Genomic DNA, 20,176 nt, shown 5'->3' on the forward strand with positions numbered 1-20,176 from the left:
TTTGAATACTATTAGCCTAATACCGACTTGATATGATCAGCCAAATCATTTGCCATCACATCACACTCTATCTCATCATCAGACTCAACCATGACTCGAATCATAGGCTCTGTACCTGATTGGCGAATAAGAAGACGACCACGACCTTCTAAAGTCGTCTGTGCTTTGTCAAAAGCGGCGACCAGTTCTTCATGCTTGTATGGGTCTTGCATCTGAGACAAGCGTACATTGACCAGCTTCTGTGGTAGTACGTCAAACCCTTCGACCAGCTCACTCAGTGCACGTCCTTGCGCTTGCATCACAGCCAATACTTGCAACCCTGCTATGATCGCATCGCCTGTACGGCTTTTGTCCAGGCACAGAATATGTCCAGATGGCTCACCGCCTAGTATCCAACCATTGGCCTCCAAGTCTTGCATGACATAGCGGTCGCCTACTTTTGCACGAGTAAAATCAATGTCAGCCGCCTTTAGTGCTAACTCTAATCCCATATTACTCATAAGCGTACCAACGACGCCTTGCGCTTTGGTGAGTCCTTGGGTCGCGAGCACATATAAGATACCGTCACCATCAACCAGCTTACCTGTCTCATCAACCATCACAATGCGATCGCCGTCACCATCTAATGCGATACCAACATCTGCTTCATGCTCAAGCACCGCTTTTTGCAGACCTTCAGGATGGGTAGAGCCACACTCAGCATTGATATTGATGCCGTCTGGAGTGTTATTGATAGCGATAACATTAGCACCAAGCTCCCGCATGACTCTAGGTGCGACGCTATAGCCTGCACCATTGGCACAATCAACCACGACGGTCAGATGGCTAAGATCATACTGATATGGGAAGCTGCCTTTGCAAAATTCAATGTATCGACCTTTTGCATCGTCAATTCGGCGGTTTTTGCCCAAATTTGCTGGATCAAGAATCGGCATCGCTGCTTCTTTACTATCCGTGTCATTTATAATCGCTGCTAGTTTTTCGTTGATGGCATTCTGCATCTCATCACTGATTTTTTTGCCACTACCTGAGAAGAACTTGATACCGTTATCATAATAAGGATTATGTGACGCTGAGATAACCACACCTGCATCGGCATTAAAACTGCGAGTCAAATGTGCAATCGCTGGCGTCGGTAATGGACCAAGCATATAAACATCGACGCCAGCCCCGTTAAAACCTGCTTGCAGAGCAGCTTCAATGACATAACCTGAGAGACGAGTATCTTTGCCGATGACCACACTTGGTTTGCGCGTAGAATTTTCGTTGGCTTCTATGAGCACCTGTCCAGTCGCATAACCCAGTTTTAAAATAAAGTCAGGGGTAATAGGCAATTCACCAAATTTTCCACGGATACCATCAGTGCCAAAGTAACTCATTATTTATATTCCTCAAGTCTAAAAATAAAAGGCCAAGCGTATACGCAGGCAATACTGCTATTGTAATAATATGCTTTTATATTCTACAAAAAAAACAGCCAACAATAACAAAGCATTGTTGGCTGTTTGTATCTTAACGTCACTACAGCTCTGCAACTGGGCCAGTTCTCAAACAGTGCAGAGCTATAAAATACCGATTAGTTTACACGGTAGTTCGGCGCTTCTTTCGTGATCTGTACATCATGAACATGCGACTCTTTCATGCCTGCTGATGTGACTTTGATAAACTGTGGGTTGGTGCGCATATCTTCGATAGTCGCAGAGCCTGTATAGCCCATTGATGAGCGTAAGCCACCAACCAATTGGTTGACAATACCAGCGACAGGTCCTTTATAAGGAACGCGGCCTTCAATACCTTCTGGTACGAGCTTCTCTACGCCATCTTTGGCATCTTGGAAATAACGATCCGATGAGCCGTTTGATCCAGACATTGCACCCAGACTACCCATACCGCGGTAAGCTTTGTAATAACGGCCTTGGAACAGCTCAACTTCACCTGGTGCCTCTTCCGTACCAGCCATTAGTGAGCCTACCATAATGCACGATGCACCAGCCGCAATCGCTTTTGCCATATCACCTGAATAGCGGATACCGCCATCAGCGATTAATGGGATGCTGTCTTTTAATGCGCTAGCAACATTATCAATAGCTGATATTTGTGGTACACCGATACCGGCAATGATACGCGTGGTACAGATAGACCCAGGGCCGATACCGACTTTTACCGCATCAGCGCCAGCATCACGTAGTGCAAGTGCCGCTTCGCCTGTTGCGATGTTGCCACCGATAACTTGAACATGCGGATAGTTTTTCTTGATCCAAGAGACTTTTTCAATTACGCCTTTTGAGTGACCATGCGCCGTATCCACTACGATCACATCAACATCAGCAGCGATTAATGCTTCGACGCGTGCTTGCGTGTCTGCACCTGTACCAACCGCTGCACCAACACGCAGACGACCTTTCTCGTCTTTACACGCATTTGGATTGTTTTCGGCTTTGGCAAAATCATTGACCGTAATTAAACCACGTAAGCGGAAGTTGTCGTCGATAACGATGACTTTTTCGATGCGATGCTCATGTAGCAATTTTTTGATATTCTCGTTGCTCTCACCTTCATGTACGGTGACCAACTGCTCTTTTGGTGTCATGATCTGACTAACTGGCAATGACAAGTTGGTCTCAAAACGCCAATCTCTGTGAGTCACGATACCTACTACGTTGTCTGTACCCTTTTCGACCACAGGTACGCCTGAGATATTATTGTCTTGCGTCAAGCGTAGCAATTCACCAATCGTCATCTCTGGATGTACGGTGATTGGGTCAACAACCGTACCCGCTTCAAACTTTTTGACGCGGCGTACTTGTGTGGCCTGCTTTTCGATGTCCATGCTCTTGTGCAAGATACCCATACCACCAAGCTGTGCCATGGTAATGGCCATCTCAGACTCAGTGACGGTATCCATAGCCGCAGAGATCAGCGGAAGGTTTAGTGTGATGTTTTTGGTCAAACGGGTAGACAGATCGGCAGTTTTTGGCAGAACTTCAGAATAGGCTGGCAATAATAAAACGTCATCAAAGGTTAAGGCTTCATCGACAATTCGCAACATACAGACCCCTAGTGGTGGTTATTTTGATGGGTAGGAGCTCAGAGTTAGGCATATCAATCATTGCAACTGCATACACAGTGCTGACTCATGGCTAACCACTCAGTTATCCTATAAAAATAACGCCACATTATAACAAATAAGCACCTCTCTGACATACTATATTTATCAGATTATTTTACACAAATACGTCTTTGTCGATGATAATCATGCACTATATGTTTAATGGCGCTTTTTTATAGCGAATAGCTCTCCTTGAACGTTACAGACTTTCTGTTAACGTAAAACGCTCTGTCGGCAAATACTTGTTTTGCTGCTGATGCAAGTAGCCAAGCATCTGCTCACGCACTTCGCAAGCAAGCGTCCATGCTTCTATGGGACCTACTGCTGAAACAGCACCGCGCAGCTGAATGGTGTTTTCTGTCACTTTAACAACAAATATTTCGGGCTCAGTTTCATTGTCCCAAAGCTCATTATCTTTAGTTACTGAGACAAACTGCTGGCGAATGGCCTCTATATCTGCACCATAATCAATGTATAAAAACACAGGACAGGTTTGATGCACTTCTGTATGTGACCAGTTCTCTACCCTTTCAGTGATCAACTGGCGCATCGGCACAATTAATCGACGCTCATCCCATGTTTTGAGTACCGCATAAGTGTAACGCAAGTCTTCCACAGTGCTGAAATTACCATCCATTATCACGCTATCGCCAATCCGTACAGGCTGCGTCACTGCCACCTGCACCCCAGCAATGATGTTACCCAATATAGGCTGAGCGGCGATACCAATAACCACGCCAGCAATACCAGCTGAAGTCAGTAAGGTTTTGCCAAGACCTTCCATGTTGGCAAACTCACTCAGTCCTATCCAGATACTACCCAATATCATGACAAAAATGAAAACGCGGCGGAATATCGACACATAAGTGCGACGACGGCGCACTTTATCAAAATGCTCTTCTCCTAGGTTTTCAATCTGCATGTCTTGGTAACGATTGGCAAAAAAATTAATAGTACGAATGCCTAGCCACATCGCACTAAATACCAACCCCGTCCAAATCAGCGGACGGGTTGATGAAGCCACTGCATCTAGATAAGGAAAACCACCAGAAACTAAGGTAAAAACGAGCGAAAAACTGATGGTAAAGGTCAAAGGCACGGTTAGCTTATTGGCCAAATCTGCCACGCCATTGGCACTGCCAGCAGAGATGTTGTATTTTTCATTATCAACATAACGGCTGATGAGTTTTTCCGTGCTTTTACTTAGTATCCAACCTACGCCCATGGTAAATAAGAAAAACAGGATGAGCGCTGAAAACTCCCATAAGGCAATACCAAAAAACTGGAATTTTAACCAAGTAGGTAGATAACGCTCAAACTCCGATGGATGATATTGTTTATAAAGATTTTCAATATTACCCACTGTCTGCGCAGAGAACATCCAAACTGGCGCCTGATCACCTACCCTTACCCGCTCCAAGTAAACAGGAACACGACGTTCTCGGTACTCGATATAACCCAGCTGGATAGAGCGTCTAGGGATACCCATGACACTACTATCGTTACCCAATGGTGGTTCAATCAGACCATCAGGACGATCGGGCATATCATCAAATACGTATAGCTCTTTTTCAGATAGTAAAAAATCAAGCTGCTTGGTCAAATCAAGCGAACGGGTACGCTGGTTTTTCTCATCAATCAGATTCATATTGAGTGCATAAGCGGCCAAATCATACTGCTGCTTCATCACCGCAGATTGAAAAAACCCCAAAGTCGCAAGCGGCGTCGCCAAATTTGGTGGCTCAGCTAATGGTGGTAACCCGACATTGAGCTTGTTGAGTAAGTAGTAATTCTCGCTATACTCCCCTGTCAGTCCCACATCACCTTGCAACGTCCCTGCTTGCTGTACTGCGCTACGCTCAGTGGGATCAAATATCTCTTCGGTAATACCAGAGACGCTAATATTTTCGTCTTTGATTGTATTTATTTGTTGGACAGCGTACTCAGCCAAATTGTCAGGTTTGCTAGCGACTTGTGAGCGGCCTTCCTCATTTGCTGCACTGGCAGGTATATAGATAGCGCTGATGGCTATAATAAGAAACCCTAAAACTACCTGCAGTGCATTGTAGCGGATATTATTACGCTCTACATCGCGGCGGTGACCACCGTCAATATCCATTGCTATGCCACGATCATCAGCATTACTATTTTTAAGAGTATTCATATTTTCAAAGCCACTGGTCTACAAAAGGAACGGATATAAAAGGAATGGATATAAAAAGTGCATTCGGTATGCTTTAACCTAATGCACTCTGCAAAAAAAAGCCAGCGTGAGCTGACTTAATTTATTAGCATGCGTATGTAATCTGATGCACAGCGTCTATATATCTATGCGCGGCGCCATGTTGTACCAGCGCGGCTGTCTTCAAGCTCAATACCAGCCTCTTTTAGCCGCTCGCGTATTTCATCAGCACGCGCAAAGTTTTTGTTGGTTTTGGCATCGGCACGCTCGACGATCAATCCGTCAATAGCCGCATCAGTCAAACCATCTTCTGCTTTATCACCAATCACCGCTTGCAAAAACTGCTGCACAGGTTGTTGTAAGATATTCAACACCTGTGCCAGTGCTTTTAATTGCTGTGCCAACTGCCATGCTGTCTCGACTTCTTCAGCTTTGATGGCTTTATTGATGTCGCGTGCCAGACCAAATAAAACACTAATCGCTGTTGAGCTATTGAAGTCATCATTCATGGCTTTAATAAAATCTTGTCCAGCAGCCGTACGATAAGCTTCGCTCGTCAAGTTGTCATCGATTACGATTGTTTGCCCTTTTTGCTGTTCAGCCAGTTTTAACGCATTATACAGTCTGCTTAGGCTATTATGGGCTTCATCTAATGCGCTATCAGAGAAATTAACTTGGCTACGATAATGGCTAGATAATAAGAAAAAACGCACCGTTTCAGGCAAGTATTTTGCTATAACATCGCGAATGGTTGAGAAATTAGCCAACGACTTGGACATTTTTTCGCCGTCAACATTGATAAACCCGACGTGCATCCAGTTACGCGCGTACTCGCAACCCGTCGCTGCCTCAGACTGGGCAATTTCATTCTCATGATGCGGGAACTGCAAGTCGTGACCGCCGCCATGAATATCAAAGGTATTGCCCAAGCACTTGGTCGACATGGCCGAGCATTCAATATGCCAACCCGGACGCCCCTGCCCCCAAGGTGACGCCCATTGCGGCTCATCAGGTTTCGCCGCTTTCCAAAGCACAAAGTCAAATGGGTTGCGCTTATCGTTTTCGACATCGACACGTGAACCTGCCTGCATCTCATCAAGATTGCGCTTAGACAATTTGCCATAATTCGCAAAACTATCAACAGCATAGTAGACATCGCCATTGTCGCCTGCATACGCATAGTCACCTGTGACCAGCGTCTCAATCATTTGCTGCATATCATCGATATGATCAGTCGCGCGCGGCTCAGCATCAGGTGCCAAGCAGCCAAGGGCTGCAAAATCCTCGTGCATCGCTGTAATAAAGCGCTGGGTCAACGCCCCAATCTCTTCGCCATTTTCAGCGGCGCGCGCAATGATTTTGTCATCGATATCAGTGATATTACGCACGTAATTGACGTCATAACCCAATTGGGTGAGCCAACGTACCACCATATCAAATCCAATCATCATTCGAGCGTGCCCGATATGACAATAGTCATAGACGGTCATACCACACACATACATACCCACCTTCCCTGCTTTGAGCGGTTCAAACGGACGCTTGCCGCCAGTCAGTGAGTCATAAATAGCAAGTTGAGACATCGCATCTGCAAGTGGTGTGGTCATAATAAAAGAGCCTTTTAGCATAAATAAAATAAATAAATTGAAAATATCAGCCGCAGCAAGTAAGCAAGCCGTACCGATGATATGATTATAATTTTAACGTAACCCATTATCTTAGCGAAAACAGGCGTAAAATACTACAATGAGCAGGCAACTACCACCATTCAATCATAAAAACCGTTAAGGATATAAAGATGGGCAATCGATTAAGCAAAATATACACGCGTACTGGAGATGATGGCAGCACGGGTATGGCTGATGGCAGTCGACTCAGTAAAGCTGACAATCTGTTCGGTGTCATGGGTGATATCGACGAGCTCAACTCACATATCGGACTGGTGCGTGCTCAACTACAAAGAAACAAAGGCCAATCGATTAGTAAGGATTTTTCTCAAGCCTTAGTTATTATTCAGCATCTATTGTTCAATATCGGCGGTGAGCTTGCCATGCCAGAATATGAGGGCGTCAATGCCACCCATATCGAGTGGCTAGAGCAACAAATCGATATGATGAATACCACGCTGCCACCACTAAAAGACTTTATTTTACCCACAGGCTCTGTACTGGTGAGCCAGTTGCATGTCGCACGTAGTGTGTGTCGCCGAGCTGAGCGCCAAGCTGTGTTATTGCAGGAGCAGCGCCCAGCAGCCATACGCCGCACTGCCATCAGCTTTATCAATCGTTTATCTGATTGGTTGTTTGTCGCTGCGCGCTTTTGTACAGATCCCGAACAAGTCTCTGAAGTACTATGGGACAGTCAAGTCTTGCAAAACTTCGCTGACAATCGCTAGTGAATTAAACCTAATCTTGCTAGCATTCTCTGAACTATAGTCGGTTCACTATAAAATCGATACAATAAGATTAAACGCTATTTTTCGCAGCCTCTGGAGACGTAGTCACAGTAAGCAAGAAAAATAGCGTTTAATCAAATGAATTTATTATCCTGTATCGTTTTTATTTAGACTTAACTATAGGTTGATTTTTCGATTATAAAAAAACCCGCAGCACTCATGTTACGGGGTTTTTATTACTTAGCAATATCTATCGACTACCAGTTGCTAACTACTCATAAAATTGCAAATTAGTAAGTGGCGCTATCATCTTCAATGATGACCATATCGATGGTTTCATCTTTCGGCACTGATTTTGGCGTCGCTGGCGTTACTGGTTTTTTGGTCTCAGTAGTAGCCGCTGCTTGATTGTTTTCTGTCGAGCTGTTTTGGTTGCTGGTCGGTTTATTGATGGTTGGCGGCGTCGCAGGTTCAGTAGGACGAATTGGCTCAACTGGCGTGATGGTTCTAGGCTGCTGACGAGCGGGTGCTGCTTGAGTATTATTGTTTCTGCTTTGGGCTGCTGCACGGCGCTCAGCACGCTCCTCATCCATCGCAGATTTCAACACAGAGCCTGCCATCACATCTGAAACCACAGTAATCAACGCTGGCTGTCCAGCAATACGCGTGCGCACTTGCCCGCCTTGAGTACCGACAACGTAAGTAAAGGCGTCATCAACGAGCATGTTGTTATTGATACGGATATTGTCTTGCGCCAAACGAGATTGCAGGCTTGGCTGATTGTTAGCCGCTTGCACTTGACTGGCTTGATACAAGTCTTCACTTGGCAATGTCATGCTGACACTTGCTTGGCACGTTGTCATACCATTGTCATTGGCTTTTTGTAGTATGGCAGCGTTTTGTACATCGATAACCACGCCATTGATTTTTTCAGTGACAACGCCGCTTTCTAGACTAATCTCGGCATCATTGGCATAATTAGCAGCCAACGCTTGTGCCTGTTGGTTGAGTGTATTTTTTAAAGCAGATTTGAGACGGTCTTGTACCATCGGGTCATCACAATTGATAGCAGGAGCGACGGCACTTTCGGTCGCTACTGGCTCTTGTTCCGTCATCTCTGCCGTATCGGCAGTATCTTCTTTCTCTGAGCGATCACAGCCTGCAAGCGCCAAACCACATACTATTCCGATTCCAGCCACTTTATGCCACTTGCTCAAACTTATATTTGCTACGCTCATATTTACTTCACTCCCAATTTACTGGTTCTTACCGCCACTGATAGACAGTATTTAACACTCAAACTGCATGGCAGACTTATAAAACAATGGTGTCATTAACGGTCTGCGATAGATTTGAAAACCACATCATTATACGGTGTTTGGTTGAAATGGTCATTAGTGTAGCCCATGGATATACAAATAGCGCCCCTCATTATGGGTAAAACTTGCGTTTGGTTGCAAAAACATAACAAATACTAGAGAAACATCAGACGCAAAGTATATTGGTCACGCCACAAATTCTATTAGACGTTGATGTCATGACAATATATGATGAGTCGTAAAATCAGTCAGTAGTCATGTGATATGGTAAATTTTAAAAACACGCGTTTATTAGGTCATCGTGGCGCTCGCGGAGAGAGTTTAGAGAATACCTTTTCAGGCTTTAAGTATTCTCAAAATCTAACTTCACAAGGCTTGGCAGGGGTTGAATTTGATATTCAACTGAATGCCGATGGTCACTTGATTGTGTTCCATGACGATGATTTGGAGCGTATGTGCGGTCAACAGTCGCGTATTGATCAGCTCGGGCTCACAGAGATTCAGTGCCGTTTGCAGTTTGGGCAGCCAATCATGACTTTAGCCAATATAGCGCCTGTACTGAGCGGATTTAGGGTGATTGAGCTTGAGATTAAAACACACAATCGAACCAATTATGCAGTATTGGTCAATGCACTGGCGCAAGAGCTTATCGATACACCGCTTGCCAGCTTACCAGTGGTGCTGACCAGCTTTGATGTGGAGCTGCATAATCGGTTGCAACGCCACAAACTATTATCTCGCATACCACGAGGATTATTGATTCGCACGCCAGACGCCTTGGCAAAAGCGACATACACCGCTTTGCAGCTTGGTTGTATTCAGTTAGGTATTCATTATCCGCTTTTGACCCAAGACGTTATCAAACATAGTCACCGTTATGGGCTACCCGTGAGCGCTTGGACGGTCAATGATGTCCATACGATTGAACAGCTTATAAGCTGGAATACCGACGTGATTATTACTGACTTTCCACGTCATTTATTATTATCTTGAACTGTCTATCCATATTTTTTCACTTTTAGATAAATCTCTTTTTTCACCCTTACAGTCCCTACATATCTATAGCGTTACTTACACTTCCCCTTAATGCCTGACAAGTTATCGGCATTTTTGACTCATACAGTCTATAATTCATACAAGTTATTGTTATTTAGCAATATTTTTATAGTGTATAAGTGTTCACTTTATATGATTTTTCAGGTACTATGGGGACTTAAATTAATACCGTTAGGGATATTATATGATTGCAAAAAAAGCACTTGGCTTACCGCTTAAAGGCTTACGTTTCGCTATCAAATCTGGCGATACCTTTGTAAAGAACGCCAGCACTCAAGTCACGCGTTTCAAGACTCGTTTTGATGAAAAGAAAGCGCAAATGGCTCTTGACGAGCAGCCTACGGCAAAACGCAACTACGCTAACGCTTCTGAGCAAACGGATGTTCTGACAAAAGAGCAAAGCATTGATATGCGTGAGTTTGAATTTACAAAAGCGCCAATCAACTGGATTCCAGCGACTTTTTTGGTAACGACGCCGATTGCTGCTGCTATCATTACACCATGGTATTTGTTTACTCATGATGTAAGCGCCCCTGTCTGGGGTGTATTTGGTGCCTTTATGGTATGGACTGGTATTAGCATCACCGCCGGTTATCATCGCCTGTTGGCGCACCGTGCTTACAAAGCGCATCCAATCGTCAAAAACTTTTTATTGCTAGGAGCTACCCTAGCGGTACAAGGGTCTGCATTTGACTGGGTTTCAGGTCACCGTGTTCATCATCGTCATGTCGATGATGTGATGGACGATCCGTACTCAGCAAAACGCGGGTTCTGGTTCAGCCATATCGGCTGGATGCTACGTAACTATCCTAGCGGCAACTTTGACTACAAAAACATTCCTGACTTGACCAAAGACAAAGTCCTACAGATACAGCATAAATATTATGGCCTATGGGTACTAGCCACCAACGTTGGTTTGGTAGCGGCTGTTGGTTGGTTGTTGGGTGATGTTTGGGGCACGCTTGTGTTGGCAGGTTTGCTGCGCTTGGTATTGACGCATCACTTTACTTTCTTCATTAACTCATTGTGTCATATGTTTGGTAGCCGTCCTTATACCGATACCAATACTGCTCGTGATAACTTCATTTTAGCGATATTTACGTGGGGTGAGGGTTATCACAACTACCATCACTTCTTCCAATACGACTATCGTAATGGCGTAAAATGGTGGCAGTATGATCCAACCAAATGGTTGATTGCTGGTTTGTCAAAGATTGGTTTGGCTTCTGATCTACGTACTGTGGATGATACAACGATCAAACATGCTGAAGTTCAAATGCAGTTTAAAGCAGCTCAGCAGAAAATCGATACCGCGACTGGTGGCGGTATTGACTTAACTCATGCGATGAAGAGCTTCCAAGATCGCATTAAGTTTGAATATGATGCCTTTACGCAGACAGTTGAAGAGTGGCAAGCGCTAAAAGCAAAAACGATTGAACTCAAAAAGACAGAGTTCGCTGATCGCTTGCACGAGGCTGATGATAAATTGAAGCATGATTATGCTAAGATTGAACAAAAAATTCTTGAGCATAATAATAATTTGAAAAATGCTTTTCGCTCTATTGGTATCAGCAAAAAAGCCGCTTAAATAGCATAATCAGCTACTATAATCGTAACGTTTCTCCTTCCCTCTATCTGCCCTAGATAGGGGGATTTTTTTGTTTATAATTTATAATTTATGGTTTATGTCACTACCTCTACTTTTAATAATCTTATCCTCGTAGTAAATGATGAAATATATAGGCTCAATCGTTGCAACCTCCAACCTAGAGACAGTAACCAACTATAGTCAATCAATACTAAAAGTGGTACAAGGCAGACGAGTGCAAGTACTACAGTAGTAGGCTAAACGAGTCTAACGCTGTAACACTTTAATAGTGGTTCGACTATAATCCACTAAACTCAGCTCACCCAAAGTAGCTAGTTTTATTTTTTGGCTGGATATTACAAGAGATGGACAGAGTGCAACGATGCCATATGAGTGCTATGTTATAGTGACATTCTCACTTTTATATTTTAATGGAAACGGCCTGTATGCGTTATCAAAATACTTATGTCAATCTCGACACGCGCCTTTATCATGAGCAGCCGCCCACGCCACTGGACACTCCACGTGCTGGACACTTCAATACCCAAGTCGCACAGCAATTAGGTTGGGCAGACAATGAAGATCTGATGACCAATTGGGTTGAGATATTGGGTGGCCAATATGTGCCATCTGACTTTAAACCATTGGCAATGGCATATGCAGGTCATCAGTTCGGACAATGGGCTGGGCAACTGGGTGACGGACGCGGTTTGCTGATGGCGCAAGTGCTCGATAGCAACGGACAATTACAAGACTTGCACCTCAAAGGGGCTGGCCTGACGCCCTACTCACGCATGGGTGACGGACGTGCGGTCTTACGTAGTACGATTCGAGAGTACTTATGCGGTCACGCATTGACGCAGCTTGGTATCTCCTCTTCTAATGCTTTGGGGTTTGTTGTCTCTGATACGAGAGTGCGCCGTGAGCGTATCGAAGCGGGTGCGGCATTGATGCGTGTCGCTGATAGCCATATTCGCCTTGGTCATGTTGAATGGATTGCCAGCTTTGCACCTGACTTACTCGGTGAGTTTACCGACTATATGATTGATACTTATTATCCAGAGTGCCGCGATAGCGATGCGCCCATAGCAGCTTTTTTGACTTCAGTCGTTGAGCGCACTGCTCGGATGATTGCTGATTGGCAACTGATTGGCTTTGCACATGGTGTGATGAACACGGATAACTTATCTATTACAGGCAGTACTTTGGACTTTGGGCCGTTTGGCTTTATGGAGCGCTTCAATCCTGCATGGATTAACAATCATTCTGACCATACTGGTCGCTACGCCTACCAAAACCAGCCTGCTATCGGTCATTGGAATCTGAACGTTTGGCTGCCGCATTTTATGCGCCTGCAAGGTATTAGCCGTGAGACGCTCTCTGAGTGCTTGGCACCTTACGAAGCAACCTTTATGCAGCATTATCAGCAAGGTCTATGCCGCAAGCTTGGACTACCACACCAAAGCGACAGCCTGAGCTTGGCTTTTGAATGGTTAACGTTGTTAGAAGACAACTTGCTCGATTATACCAATAGTTTCCGTGCGCTCCTCGGTTTGGTCGCGCCGAACGATCACCCATATGAGCAAAAATTACTGACTACCATGACTACTGAATTAAGCAGTGATGCACAGCAAGTGTGGCAAGATTGGTCTATACGTTATCTGGCACAGGTTGAGCAATCATCAACTGAGCAAGCAATCAATGATATGCAGACCAATAACCCTGTGTACGTTTTGCGTAATAGTATGGCGCAGCGTGCCATTACTGCCGCAGAGCAAGGTCAGTTTGAAGAAGTCGATCGTGTCTATCGCCTGCTAGCTAATCCTTATCACGTCCAAGATATCGCGACTGATCTCGATACGAGTACACCGGCGCCAAACGTACCGCAAATGCCTATTAGCTGCTCATCTTAATATGGATGTATACTGTAATATTTTGAAGTATTATCAAATTAAGGTTGATATTGGTCGGTGTTTTTTGGCATTATCAACCAGATAAATAACGAATATCATTTTATTATATTATTCGCACGCTTCCATACGGTCGACTAGGCAGCGAATTGCCAATAATGGTAGAATGACTATTTTTGCTAGATTGCTTTTCTGACCTGATTTTTGATCAACGACCATGATTCCGATGGTCGTTAGTCATTTAACGTTCAAAACCCTTTGCTGATGATTATAATCATTCAATTATTTCTGAGGGTTAGACGTTTTTTATCACCATTTAATTTATTCCAATTTATTCCAACCATGGCAATTATTATGAATGACGATACCACTTCGAATACGGATAACCTCAGTACAGAAAAAGAGCAGTTTGAACAAGCTGCCTTACATTACCATGAATTTCCACGCCCAGGTAAAATCTCAGTAACTCCAACTAAGCAGCTGGCTAACCAACGCGATCTGGCACTCGCCTACTCTCCAGGTGTGGCTGTACCGTGTCTTGAGATCCAAAAAGACCCAAAGCTCGCTTCTAAATATACGGCACGTAACAACTTAGTTGGTGTCATCACTAACGGTACTGCCGTACTAGGTCTGGGTAATATCGGTCCATTGGCATCAAAACCAGTGATGGAAGGTAAAGGCGTTCTATTCAAAAAGTTCGCAGGTATCGACGTTTTTGATATTGAAATTGATCAAGATGATCCAGATAAGTTCATCGAAGCTGTTGCTTCTCTTGAGCCTACCTTTGGTGGTATCAACTTAGAAGATATCAAAGCACCAGAATGTTTCAAAATTGAGCGCGTATTACGTGAGCGTATGAACATTCCTGTGTTCCATGATGATCAACATGGCACCTCAATCATTGTTGCCGCAGCGATGCTAAACGCTTTGTTGATTACTGGCAAAAAAATCGAAGAAATTAAAGTTGTCTGTTCAGGCGCGGGCGCAGCCGCCATCTCTTGTCTAGACATCATTTGCGCGCTTGGTGTTAATAAAAACAACATTATTGTTTCAGATTCACGTGGCATTATCAGCACTAGTCGTGAAAACCTTGATGAAACCAAACAACGTTATGCTCGTGAGACAACCGCTACCTCTATCGAAGAAGTGATGGACGATGTGGATATGTTCCTAGGCCTATCAATGCCCGGTACACTATCAGAAGATATGGTTCGCCGTATGGCAAAAGATCCTATTGTCTTTGCACTTGCCAACCCAACACCTGAAATCATGCCAGAATTGGCACATGCGGTACGTCCAGACGTCATCATGGCAACTGGTCGCTCAGATTATCCAAACCAAGTAAACAACGCACTATGCTTCCCATACATCTTCCGCGGTGCATTGGACGTTGGTGCGACAACCGTCAACGAAGAGATGAAAGTCGCTTGCGTAAAAGCCATCGCTGCCATGGCACACGTCGAAGCAACCCCTACGACCAACGTCAGAAACATCGAGACGATGAAAAGCTTCGGTCGTGATTACCTAATCCCTGGCCCACTAGAGCCAAACCTAATCATCGAGATTGCCTCTGCGGTTGCCAAAGCGGCAATGGACTCAGGCGTAGCGACACTGCCAATCGAAGACATGAAGGCATATCGTCAGCGTCTGTCTGAGTTTGTCTACAACTCTGCGTTTGTTATGAAGCCTATCTTTGCACGCGCTAAGTCTGCGCCAAAGCGTATCGTATACTGTGAAGGCGAAGACAATAATATCTTATTGGCCGTACAAGTGGTCGTCGATGAAGGCTTGGCTCAGCCAATCTTGGTTGGTCGTCCAGCAGTCATCAACGATCACATCAATAAGTTGGGCTTACGTCTAAAAGATGGCGAAAACATCACGATCGTCAACCAAGATGATGATCCTCGCTACAAAGACTACTGGCAGGGCTACTACGAGAAAAACAAGCGCCGCGGCGTGAGTATCGAGCTTGCTCGTCGTGATGTTCGCCGTAAAACCACGTTGATTGGTTCTTTATTGGTTGACAACGGTGATGCTGACGGTATGGTTTGTGGTACCTTTAGTGACTACCAGATGCACCTAAAGTATGTCGAAAGCGTCATTGGCAAAAAAGAAGGCATCAATGATTTTTATTCGATGAATGCCGTATTGATGCAAGATCGCAACATCTTTATCGCTGATACGTACGTGCATGAAGATCCAACCGCTGAACAGTTGGCTGAAATGACCGTTCTGGCTGCCGATCAAATCCGCCGTTTTGGTATCACGCCACGTGTTGCATTAGTCTCTCATTCAAACTTTGGCGCTTCAAATCTTGCCAGCGCGGTCAAAATGCGCAAGGTTCATGAGCTACTAACTGACATGAATGTCGACTTTGATTTTGAAGGCGAGATGCAAGGAGATGCCGCACTGAATGAACATATCCGCCTAAACGATATGCCATCAAGCCCACTAAAAGGCGCTGCGAACTTGCTGATCTTGCCAACGCTTGACGCCTCAAATATTGCCTTTAATTTACTTAAAACGGCAACCAGCAGTGCGTCTATTGGACCTATCTTGTTAGGTACGAATAAGCCAGTGCATATCTTGACGCCATCAGCGACTGCTCGCGGTATCGTTAATATGACTGCGCTTACGGTCACGGAAGCTCAAGACCTAGAAAACGAAAAATAGTCATTCACCATACACAGTATGAATGCACTATAGTCGGTTCAATATAACTTGGATACAAGGAAGCCGAGTGACAGTACTACAAATAGTAGACTGAGCGAGGCTGACACCGTAGCCAATTTATAGAGGATTGACTATATTAAGAAGGGCTCTGTCATCCATTGACAGAGCCCTTCTGCTATACTAAAACCGGTCAATGCACTTCACGCATGGGCGGTTTTTTGATTTATTGCGATTGGGCCGCTGATATCGGTTCAATAAGAAGAGGCTTTTATGCAAATTTATCTTGTGGGTGGTGCGGTTCGAGATCAACTATTACAACAACCTGTCAAAGATAAAGACTTCGTCGTCGTTGGTGCAACTGTCTCAGAGATGCTTGATGCAGGGTTTCAACAAGTAGGTGCGGACTTTCCTGTGTTTTTGCACCCCACCACTCATGAAGAATATGCCCTTGCGCGCACGGAGCGCAAGCAAGGCTCAGGATATAAAGGCTTTAGCGTACATGCCAGCCCTGATGTGAGCTTAGAGGACGATTTACAACGTCGTGATTTGACTATCAATGCAATGGCTATCGAGGTTGTGAGTCTCACCGATGATACCCCTGTCAGTGGCGATGTCATTGACTATTACGGAGGATTACAAGATTTAGAGAACAAAACGCTACGTCATGTATCTGACGCTTTTAGCGAAGACCCATTACGAGTGCTGAGGACGGCTCGATTTTACGGGCGTTATTATGATTTGGGTTTTACCATTGCGGAAGACACCTTGACCCTAATGCGTCAACTGGTCAACTCAGGAGAGCTTGCTCATTTGAGTGCGGAGCGTATCTGGCAAGAGTCGAGCCGTGCAACGATGCAACTATCACCGCAAGTATACTGGCAGCAATTGTTTGAGATTGGTGCGCTTACAGAGTACTTTGCCCCATTGCATGATGCTTGGGAGGACACTCATATACGAGAGACGGTTCAGACAGCATTATATTTTGCAGGCCAAATGCGCCTAAACTTGCCACAGCGTTGGGCACTGTTAATGGTCAGCCTGACCCCGTCACTATTTAATAATGAACATACGCATGACCAATCAAAAGCGCTAAGAGATATCAATGATATCGGTAATAAAGCTAAAGTCCCCAAAGCGCATACGCAGTTTGCTATCCTATTCGCTCAGCAAGCCGAAACGCTGAGCATGATAAACAGTCTGAGCGCTGCCAAAAAGATTGACCTTATACAAGCTTGTGGTGCTCATAAAGAGCCAGATAAGCTGTCACAGCTCCTTGTCTGCAGTCACGTCTTACAGCTGGCAACACAGCACCGTCAGATGATGCTAGCACTAAATAGCTTTCATGCAATCGGCATGACAGATATTGCACCAGATCTTAAAGGGCCAGCTATCGGGGCAGCCTTACGTCAAAGCAGAATTGAACACTTACAAGCGCATGACACCTATTAAAAAACATTTTAAAAAACATTGTCAATATTGTCACTATGAACCAAGAACCTAACACTCTGCTATCAAAGAATACTGACATCCAACCTCCGGTGATGCTGGTAACCGGTAGCGCTAAGCGCATCGGTGCGGCAATTATCAGAGCAGCGCACACTCAAGGCTACCGTGTCATTATTCATTGTCATCGTAGCGAAAAAGAAGCTAATAGCTTAGCTGACCAACTTAATAAAAGCCGTGCTAATAGCGCAGTGGTTATTGTTGCGGATTTGGCAGTAGTCAATCATGGAGCAGCGTTAGAGGATTTTGTTAAAAATATCATAGAAGCCTTTGGACAGCTAGATGTACTGGTACATAATGCGTCACGGTTCTACCCAAGCCCAATTGGCTACATCAATCATGAGCAATGGAATGAGCTTTTCTTAACCAATGCCAAGGCACCCCTATTTTTGAGTCAAGCACTACTGCCCTATCTCAAACGTCAGCAAGGCTGTATTGTGAGCTTATTGGATATTCACGCGCATGATAGACCGTTTAACAATTATACGGTCTATAACATGGCAAAGGCTGCGCATCGAATGATGGTTCAGTCGCTAGCGTTAGAGCTGGCACCAGACATACGCGTCAATGGTGTTGCACCTGGCGTCAATATCTTACCCGAACCCAATGGCGACCAAGCCATGGATGAAGTACAACAAACCCATATTATCGATTCAATCCCTATGCAAAGAATCGGCAAACCTGAGGAGATTGCTCATAGTGTACTGTACTTGGTACAGGCGCATTATGTCACAGGTGAAATTATCACAATCGATGGGGGGCGTAGCCTGACTTTGGCTGGTAGTGGCTTTTAATCCGCTTTTAAACCGATTAAAAATTTATTGGTTACTTGCTATCTTTTACTTGAAAAATTCAAAAAATCAGGTATCATTGTGCGTCTAACGTTAGGGCCCATAGCTCAGTTGGTTAGAGCAGAGGACTCATAATCCTTTGGTCGTAGGTTCAAGTCCTACTGGGCCCACCATATTCAAACCCTTACAGTCATTGACTTGTAAGGGTTTTTTATTGTCTAAAATTTATGCGAACGCATGGACTTAGTTGGTTTTTTGATACTATCTTGATACTTTGACCCTTATAGTAATTAAAGTATGATATTACTAACACTATGGTTATATACTGCTGCATGGGTGATATATGAAGGTTAAACTTACCAAAAAATTTATAGATTCAGTAGACTATACCGCTAAAGGTACTGAAATCTATATGGACGATGTGTTAACTGGTTTTGCGCTACGCGTGGGCAAACAATCCAAACGTTATACATTACATAAGCGTATTAACGGAAAGCTATATAGAGATGAAGTGGAAGAAACGCACTTGATTACGCTAACCGAAGCACGTGAAAAAGCCAGCATAATGATGGCTAATATAAAAAAAGGTCTGCATGTTTATGACGGGCTTCATGAGGTCTTGGAAGAGCCGAAAGATAAGACCAATAATGTACCAACACTGAGAGATGCATATACCTACTTTAAATCAGCAAAGACTAGCTTAGCTAAAGGCACTATTGACACTTATGATGGTCAAATACTAAACAAGCTAGATGATTGGCTAGATATATCTTTAAATGATATATCTAAGTCAATGATAAGTGATAAGCATAAAGAGATAAGCAAGCATAGTAAAGCTCAGGCTAACGCAACTATGAGAGCTCTAAGGTCAGTTTGGAATTATTGTCGTGATAGCTTTTTAGATGATAACGAAGACTTTTTAATTAAAGAGCAACCAGTACGCATACTTAACGCCAAGAAAGATTGGAATATAATTAAGCCGCGTACTAAACATGTTGAAGAAGAATATTTAGGTATGTATCTCAAAACACTTTTAAATTATGTTGATAGAAGCTCACACCTGCAAGCGCCCCATAGCAATAATGCACGAGATATCATGCTACTTTTTATGTTCACTGGTGTGCGTTTAAATGAAGCGCAGCCCTTAAAGTGGTCTGACGTCGACCTTATAGCTGGCAGGATAGTATTCAAAGCTACAAAAAATGGTTCTAATTATCATATGCCTACTAGTGATATCTTACAAGCTCTGCTTGAAGAAAGATTCAGATTAAGCGCTGGCAAGCAATGGGTATTCCCGAGCAACTTGAAAGCTAGCGATGACCATATAAAAGATTTAAGCCGTAGTTATAAGGCCATAAGTAATCAAACAAACTTGTATATTACACCACATGATTTGCGCCGCACTTTTGGAACGGTAGCTAATAACTCAAGCATCAGCTATCCAGTCCTTAAACGCTTGCTCAATCACCGTGAAGCTAAATCAACCGATGATGTTACCCTACAATATATCCAAGTGTCACAGCGGCAACTAAGAGACGCTTCAAATTCAATAGAGTCTTTCTATTGTCGGCTTGCTGGCATGACACAAGATGAAATCATCAGTAAATATTACTAACCTACTAACATTTCAAGAAGAGTACTCTAAAAATA

Annotated in this window: 13 protein-coding genes and 1 tRNA gene; 9 read left to right on the plus strand and 5 right to left on the minus strand. The window is 44.1% G+C overall.

The genetic code is table 11. The features are described 5' to 3' along the window. Nucleotides 1–11: 11 nt before the first annotated feature. The 4 genes from glmM to cysS form a co-directional block, all read right to left on the minus strand. On the minus strand, nt 12–1,379 hold the full coding sequence (gene glmM, locus CUR83_RS08005) for a phosphoglucosamine mutase (protein WP_071001729.1): 1,368 nt from the start codon (nt 1,377–1,379) through the stop codon (nt 12–14). A gap of 197 nt (nt 1,380–1,576) precedes the next feature. Next, nucleotides 1,577–3,049: an IMP dehydrogenase gene (guaB, locus tag CUR83_RS08010; RefSeq protein ID WP_093069890.1), complete on the minus strand. Its 1,473-nt coding sequence runs from the start codon at nt 3,047–3,049 to the stop codon at nt 1,577–1,579. Between the two features lie 259 nt (nt 3,050–3,308). After that, complete coding sequence (locus CUR83_RS08015) at nt 3,309–5,273, minus strand: mechanosensitive ion channel family protein (RefSeq protein ID WP_227517175.1); 1,965 nt, start codon at nt 5,271–5,273, stop codon at nt 3,309–3,311. A gap of 164 nt (nt 5,274–5,437) precedes the next feature. Further along, nucleotides 5,438–6,898 (minus strand): cysteine--tRNA ligase, encoded by a 1,461-nt coding sequence (cysS, locus tag CUR83_RS08020; protein ID WP_071001731.1) that lies wholly within the window; start codon nt 6,896–6,898, stop codon nt 5,438–5,440. A gap of 191 nt (nt 6,899–7,089) precedes the next feature. Here cysS and CUR83_RS08025 point away from each other — a divergent pair, with 191 nt between their 5' ends. After that, nucleotides 7,090–7,686 carry a cob(I)yrinic acid a,c-diamide adenosyltransferase gene (locus tag CUR83_RS08025; RefSeq protein WP_071001732.1) on the plus strand — a complete coding sequence of 199 codons (597 nt, stop codon included), beginning with the start codon at nt 7,090–7,092 and terminating at the stop codon, nt 7,684–7,686. 290 nt (nt 7,687–7,976) lie between these two features. Here CUR83_RS08025 and CUR83_RS08030 read toward each other — a convergent pair whose 3' ends face one another. After that, the gene (locus CUR83_RS08030; protein ID WP_071001733.1) at nt 7,977–8,924 is read right to left on the minus strand and encodes a hypothetical protein; all 948 of its coding nucleotides are present in this window, start codon (nt 8,922–8,924) and stop codon (nt 7,977–7,979) included. A gap of 345 nt (nt 8,925–9,269) precedes the next feature. Here CUR83_RS08030 and CUR83_RS08035 point away from each other — a divergent pair, with 345 nt between their 5' ends. The 8 genes from CUR83_RS08035 (at nt 9,270) to CUR83_RS08070 (ending at nt 20,141) form a co-directional block, all read left to right on the plus strand. Then, on the plus strand, nt 9,270–9,998 hold the full coding sequence (locus CUR83_RS08035) for a glycerophosphodiester phosphodiesterase (protein WP_284719416.1): 729 nt from the start codon (nt 9,270–9,272) through the stop codon (nt 9,996–9,998). A 472-nt stretch (nt 9,999–10,470) separates the two neighbouring features. Then, nucleotides 10,471–11,649: an acyl-CoA desaturase gene (locus CUR83_RS08040; protein ID WP_284719833.1), complete on the plus strand. Its 1,179-nt coding sequence runs from the start codon at nt 10,471–10,473 to the stop codon at nt 11,647–11,649. Between the two features lie 446 nt (nt 11,650–12,095). Then, entirely contained in the window at nt 12,096–13,562 is a 1,467-nt protein-coding gene (locus CUR83_RS08045) for a protein adenylyltransferase SelO (protein ID WP_071001736.1), read from the plus strand. A 351-nt stretch (nt 13,563–13,913) separates the two neighbouring features. After that, nucleotides 13,914–16,232 (plus strand): NADP-dependent malic enzyme, encoded by a 2,319-nt coding sequence (locus tag CUR83_RS08050; RefSeq protein WP_071001737.1) that lies wholly within the window; start codon nt 13,914–13,916, stop codon nt 16,230–16,232. A gap of 270 nt (nt 16,233–16,502) precedes the next feature. Continuing rightward, nucleotides 16,503–17,681: a tRNA nucleotidyltransferase/poly(A) polymerase-related protein gene (locus CUR83_RS08055; RefSeq protein ID WP_071001738.1), complete on the plus strand. Its 1,179-nt coding sequence runs from the start codon at nt 16,503–16,505 to the stop codon at nt 17,679–17,681. 35 nt (nt 17,682–17,716) lie between these two features. Further along, entirely contained in the window at nt 17,717–18,529 is an 813-nt protein-coding gene (locus CUR83_RS08060; protein ID WP_083328827.1) for a pteridine reductase, read from the plus strand. A gap of 93 nt (nt 18,530–18,622) precedes the next feature. Beyond that, nucleotides 18,623–18,699: transfer RNA gene (locus CUR83_RS08065), tRNA-Ile, on the plus strand. 170 nt (nt 18,700–18,869) lie between these two features. Further along, a complete protein-coding gene (locus CUR83_RS08070) occupies nt 18,870–20,141 on the plus strand; it encodes an integrase family protein (RefSeq protein WP_071001740.1) in 1,272 nt (423 codons plus the stop codon). Nucleotides 20,142–20,176 lie beyond the last annotated feature (35 nt).

It is taken from the genome of Psychrobacter pocilloporae, assembly GCF_029872915.1.
Taxonomy (GTDB): Bacteria; Pseudomonadota; Gammaproteobacteria; order Pseudomonadales; family Moraxellaceae; genus Psychrobacter; species Psychrobacter pacificensis.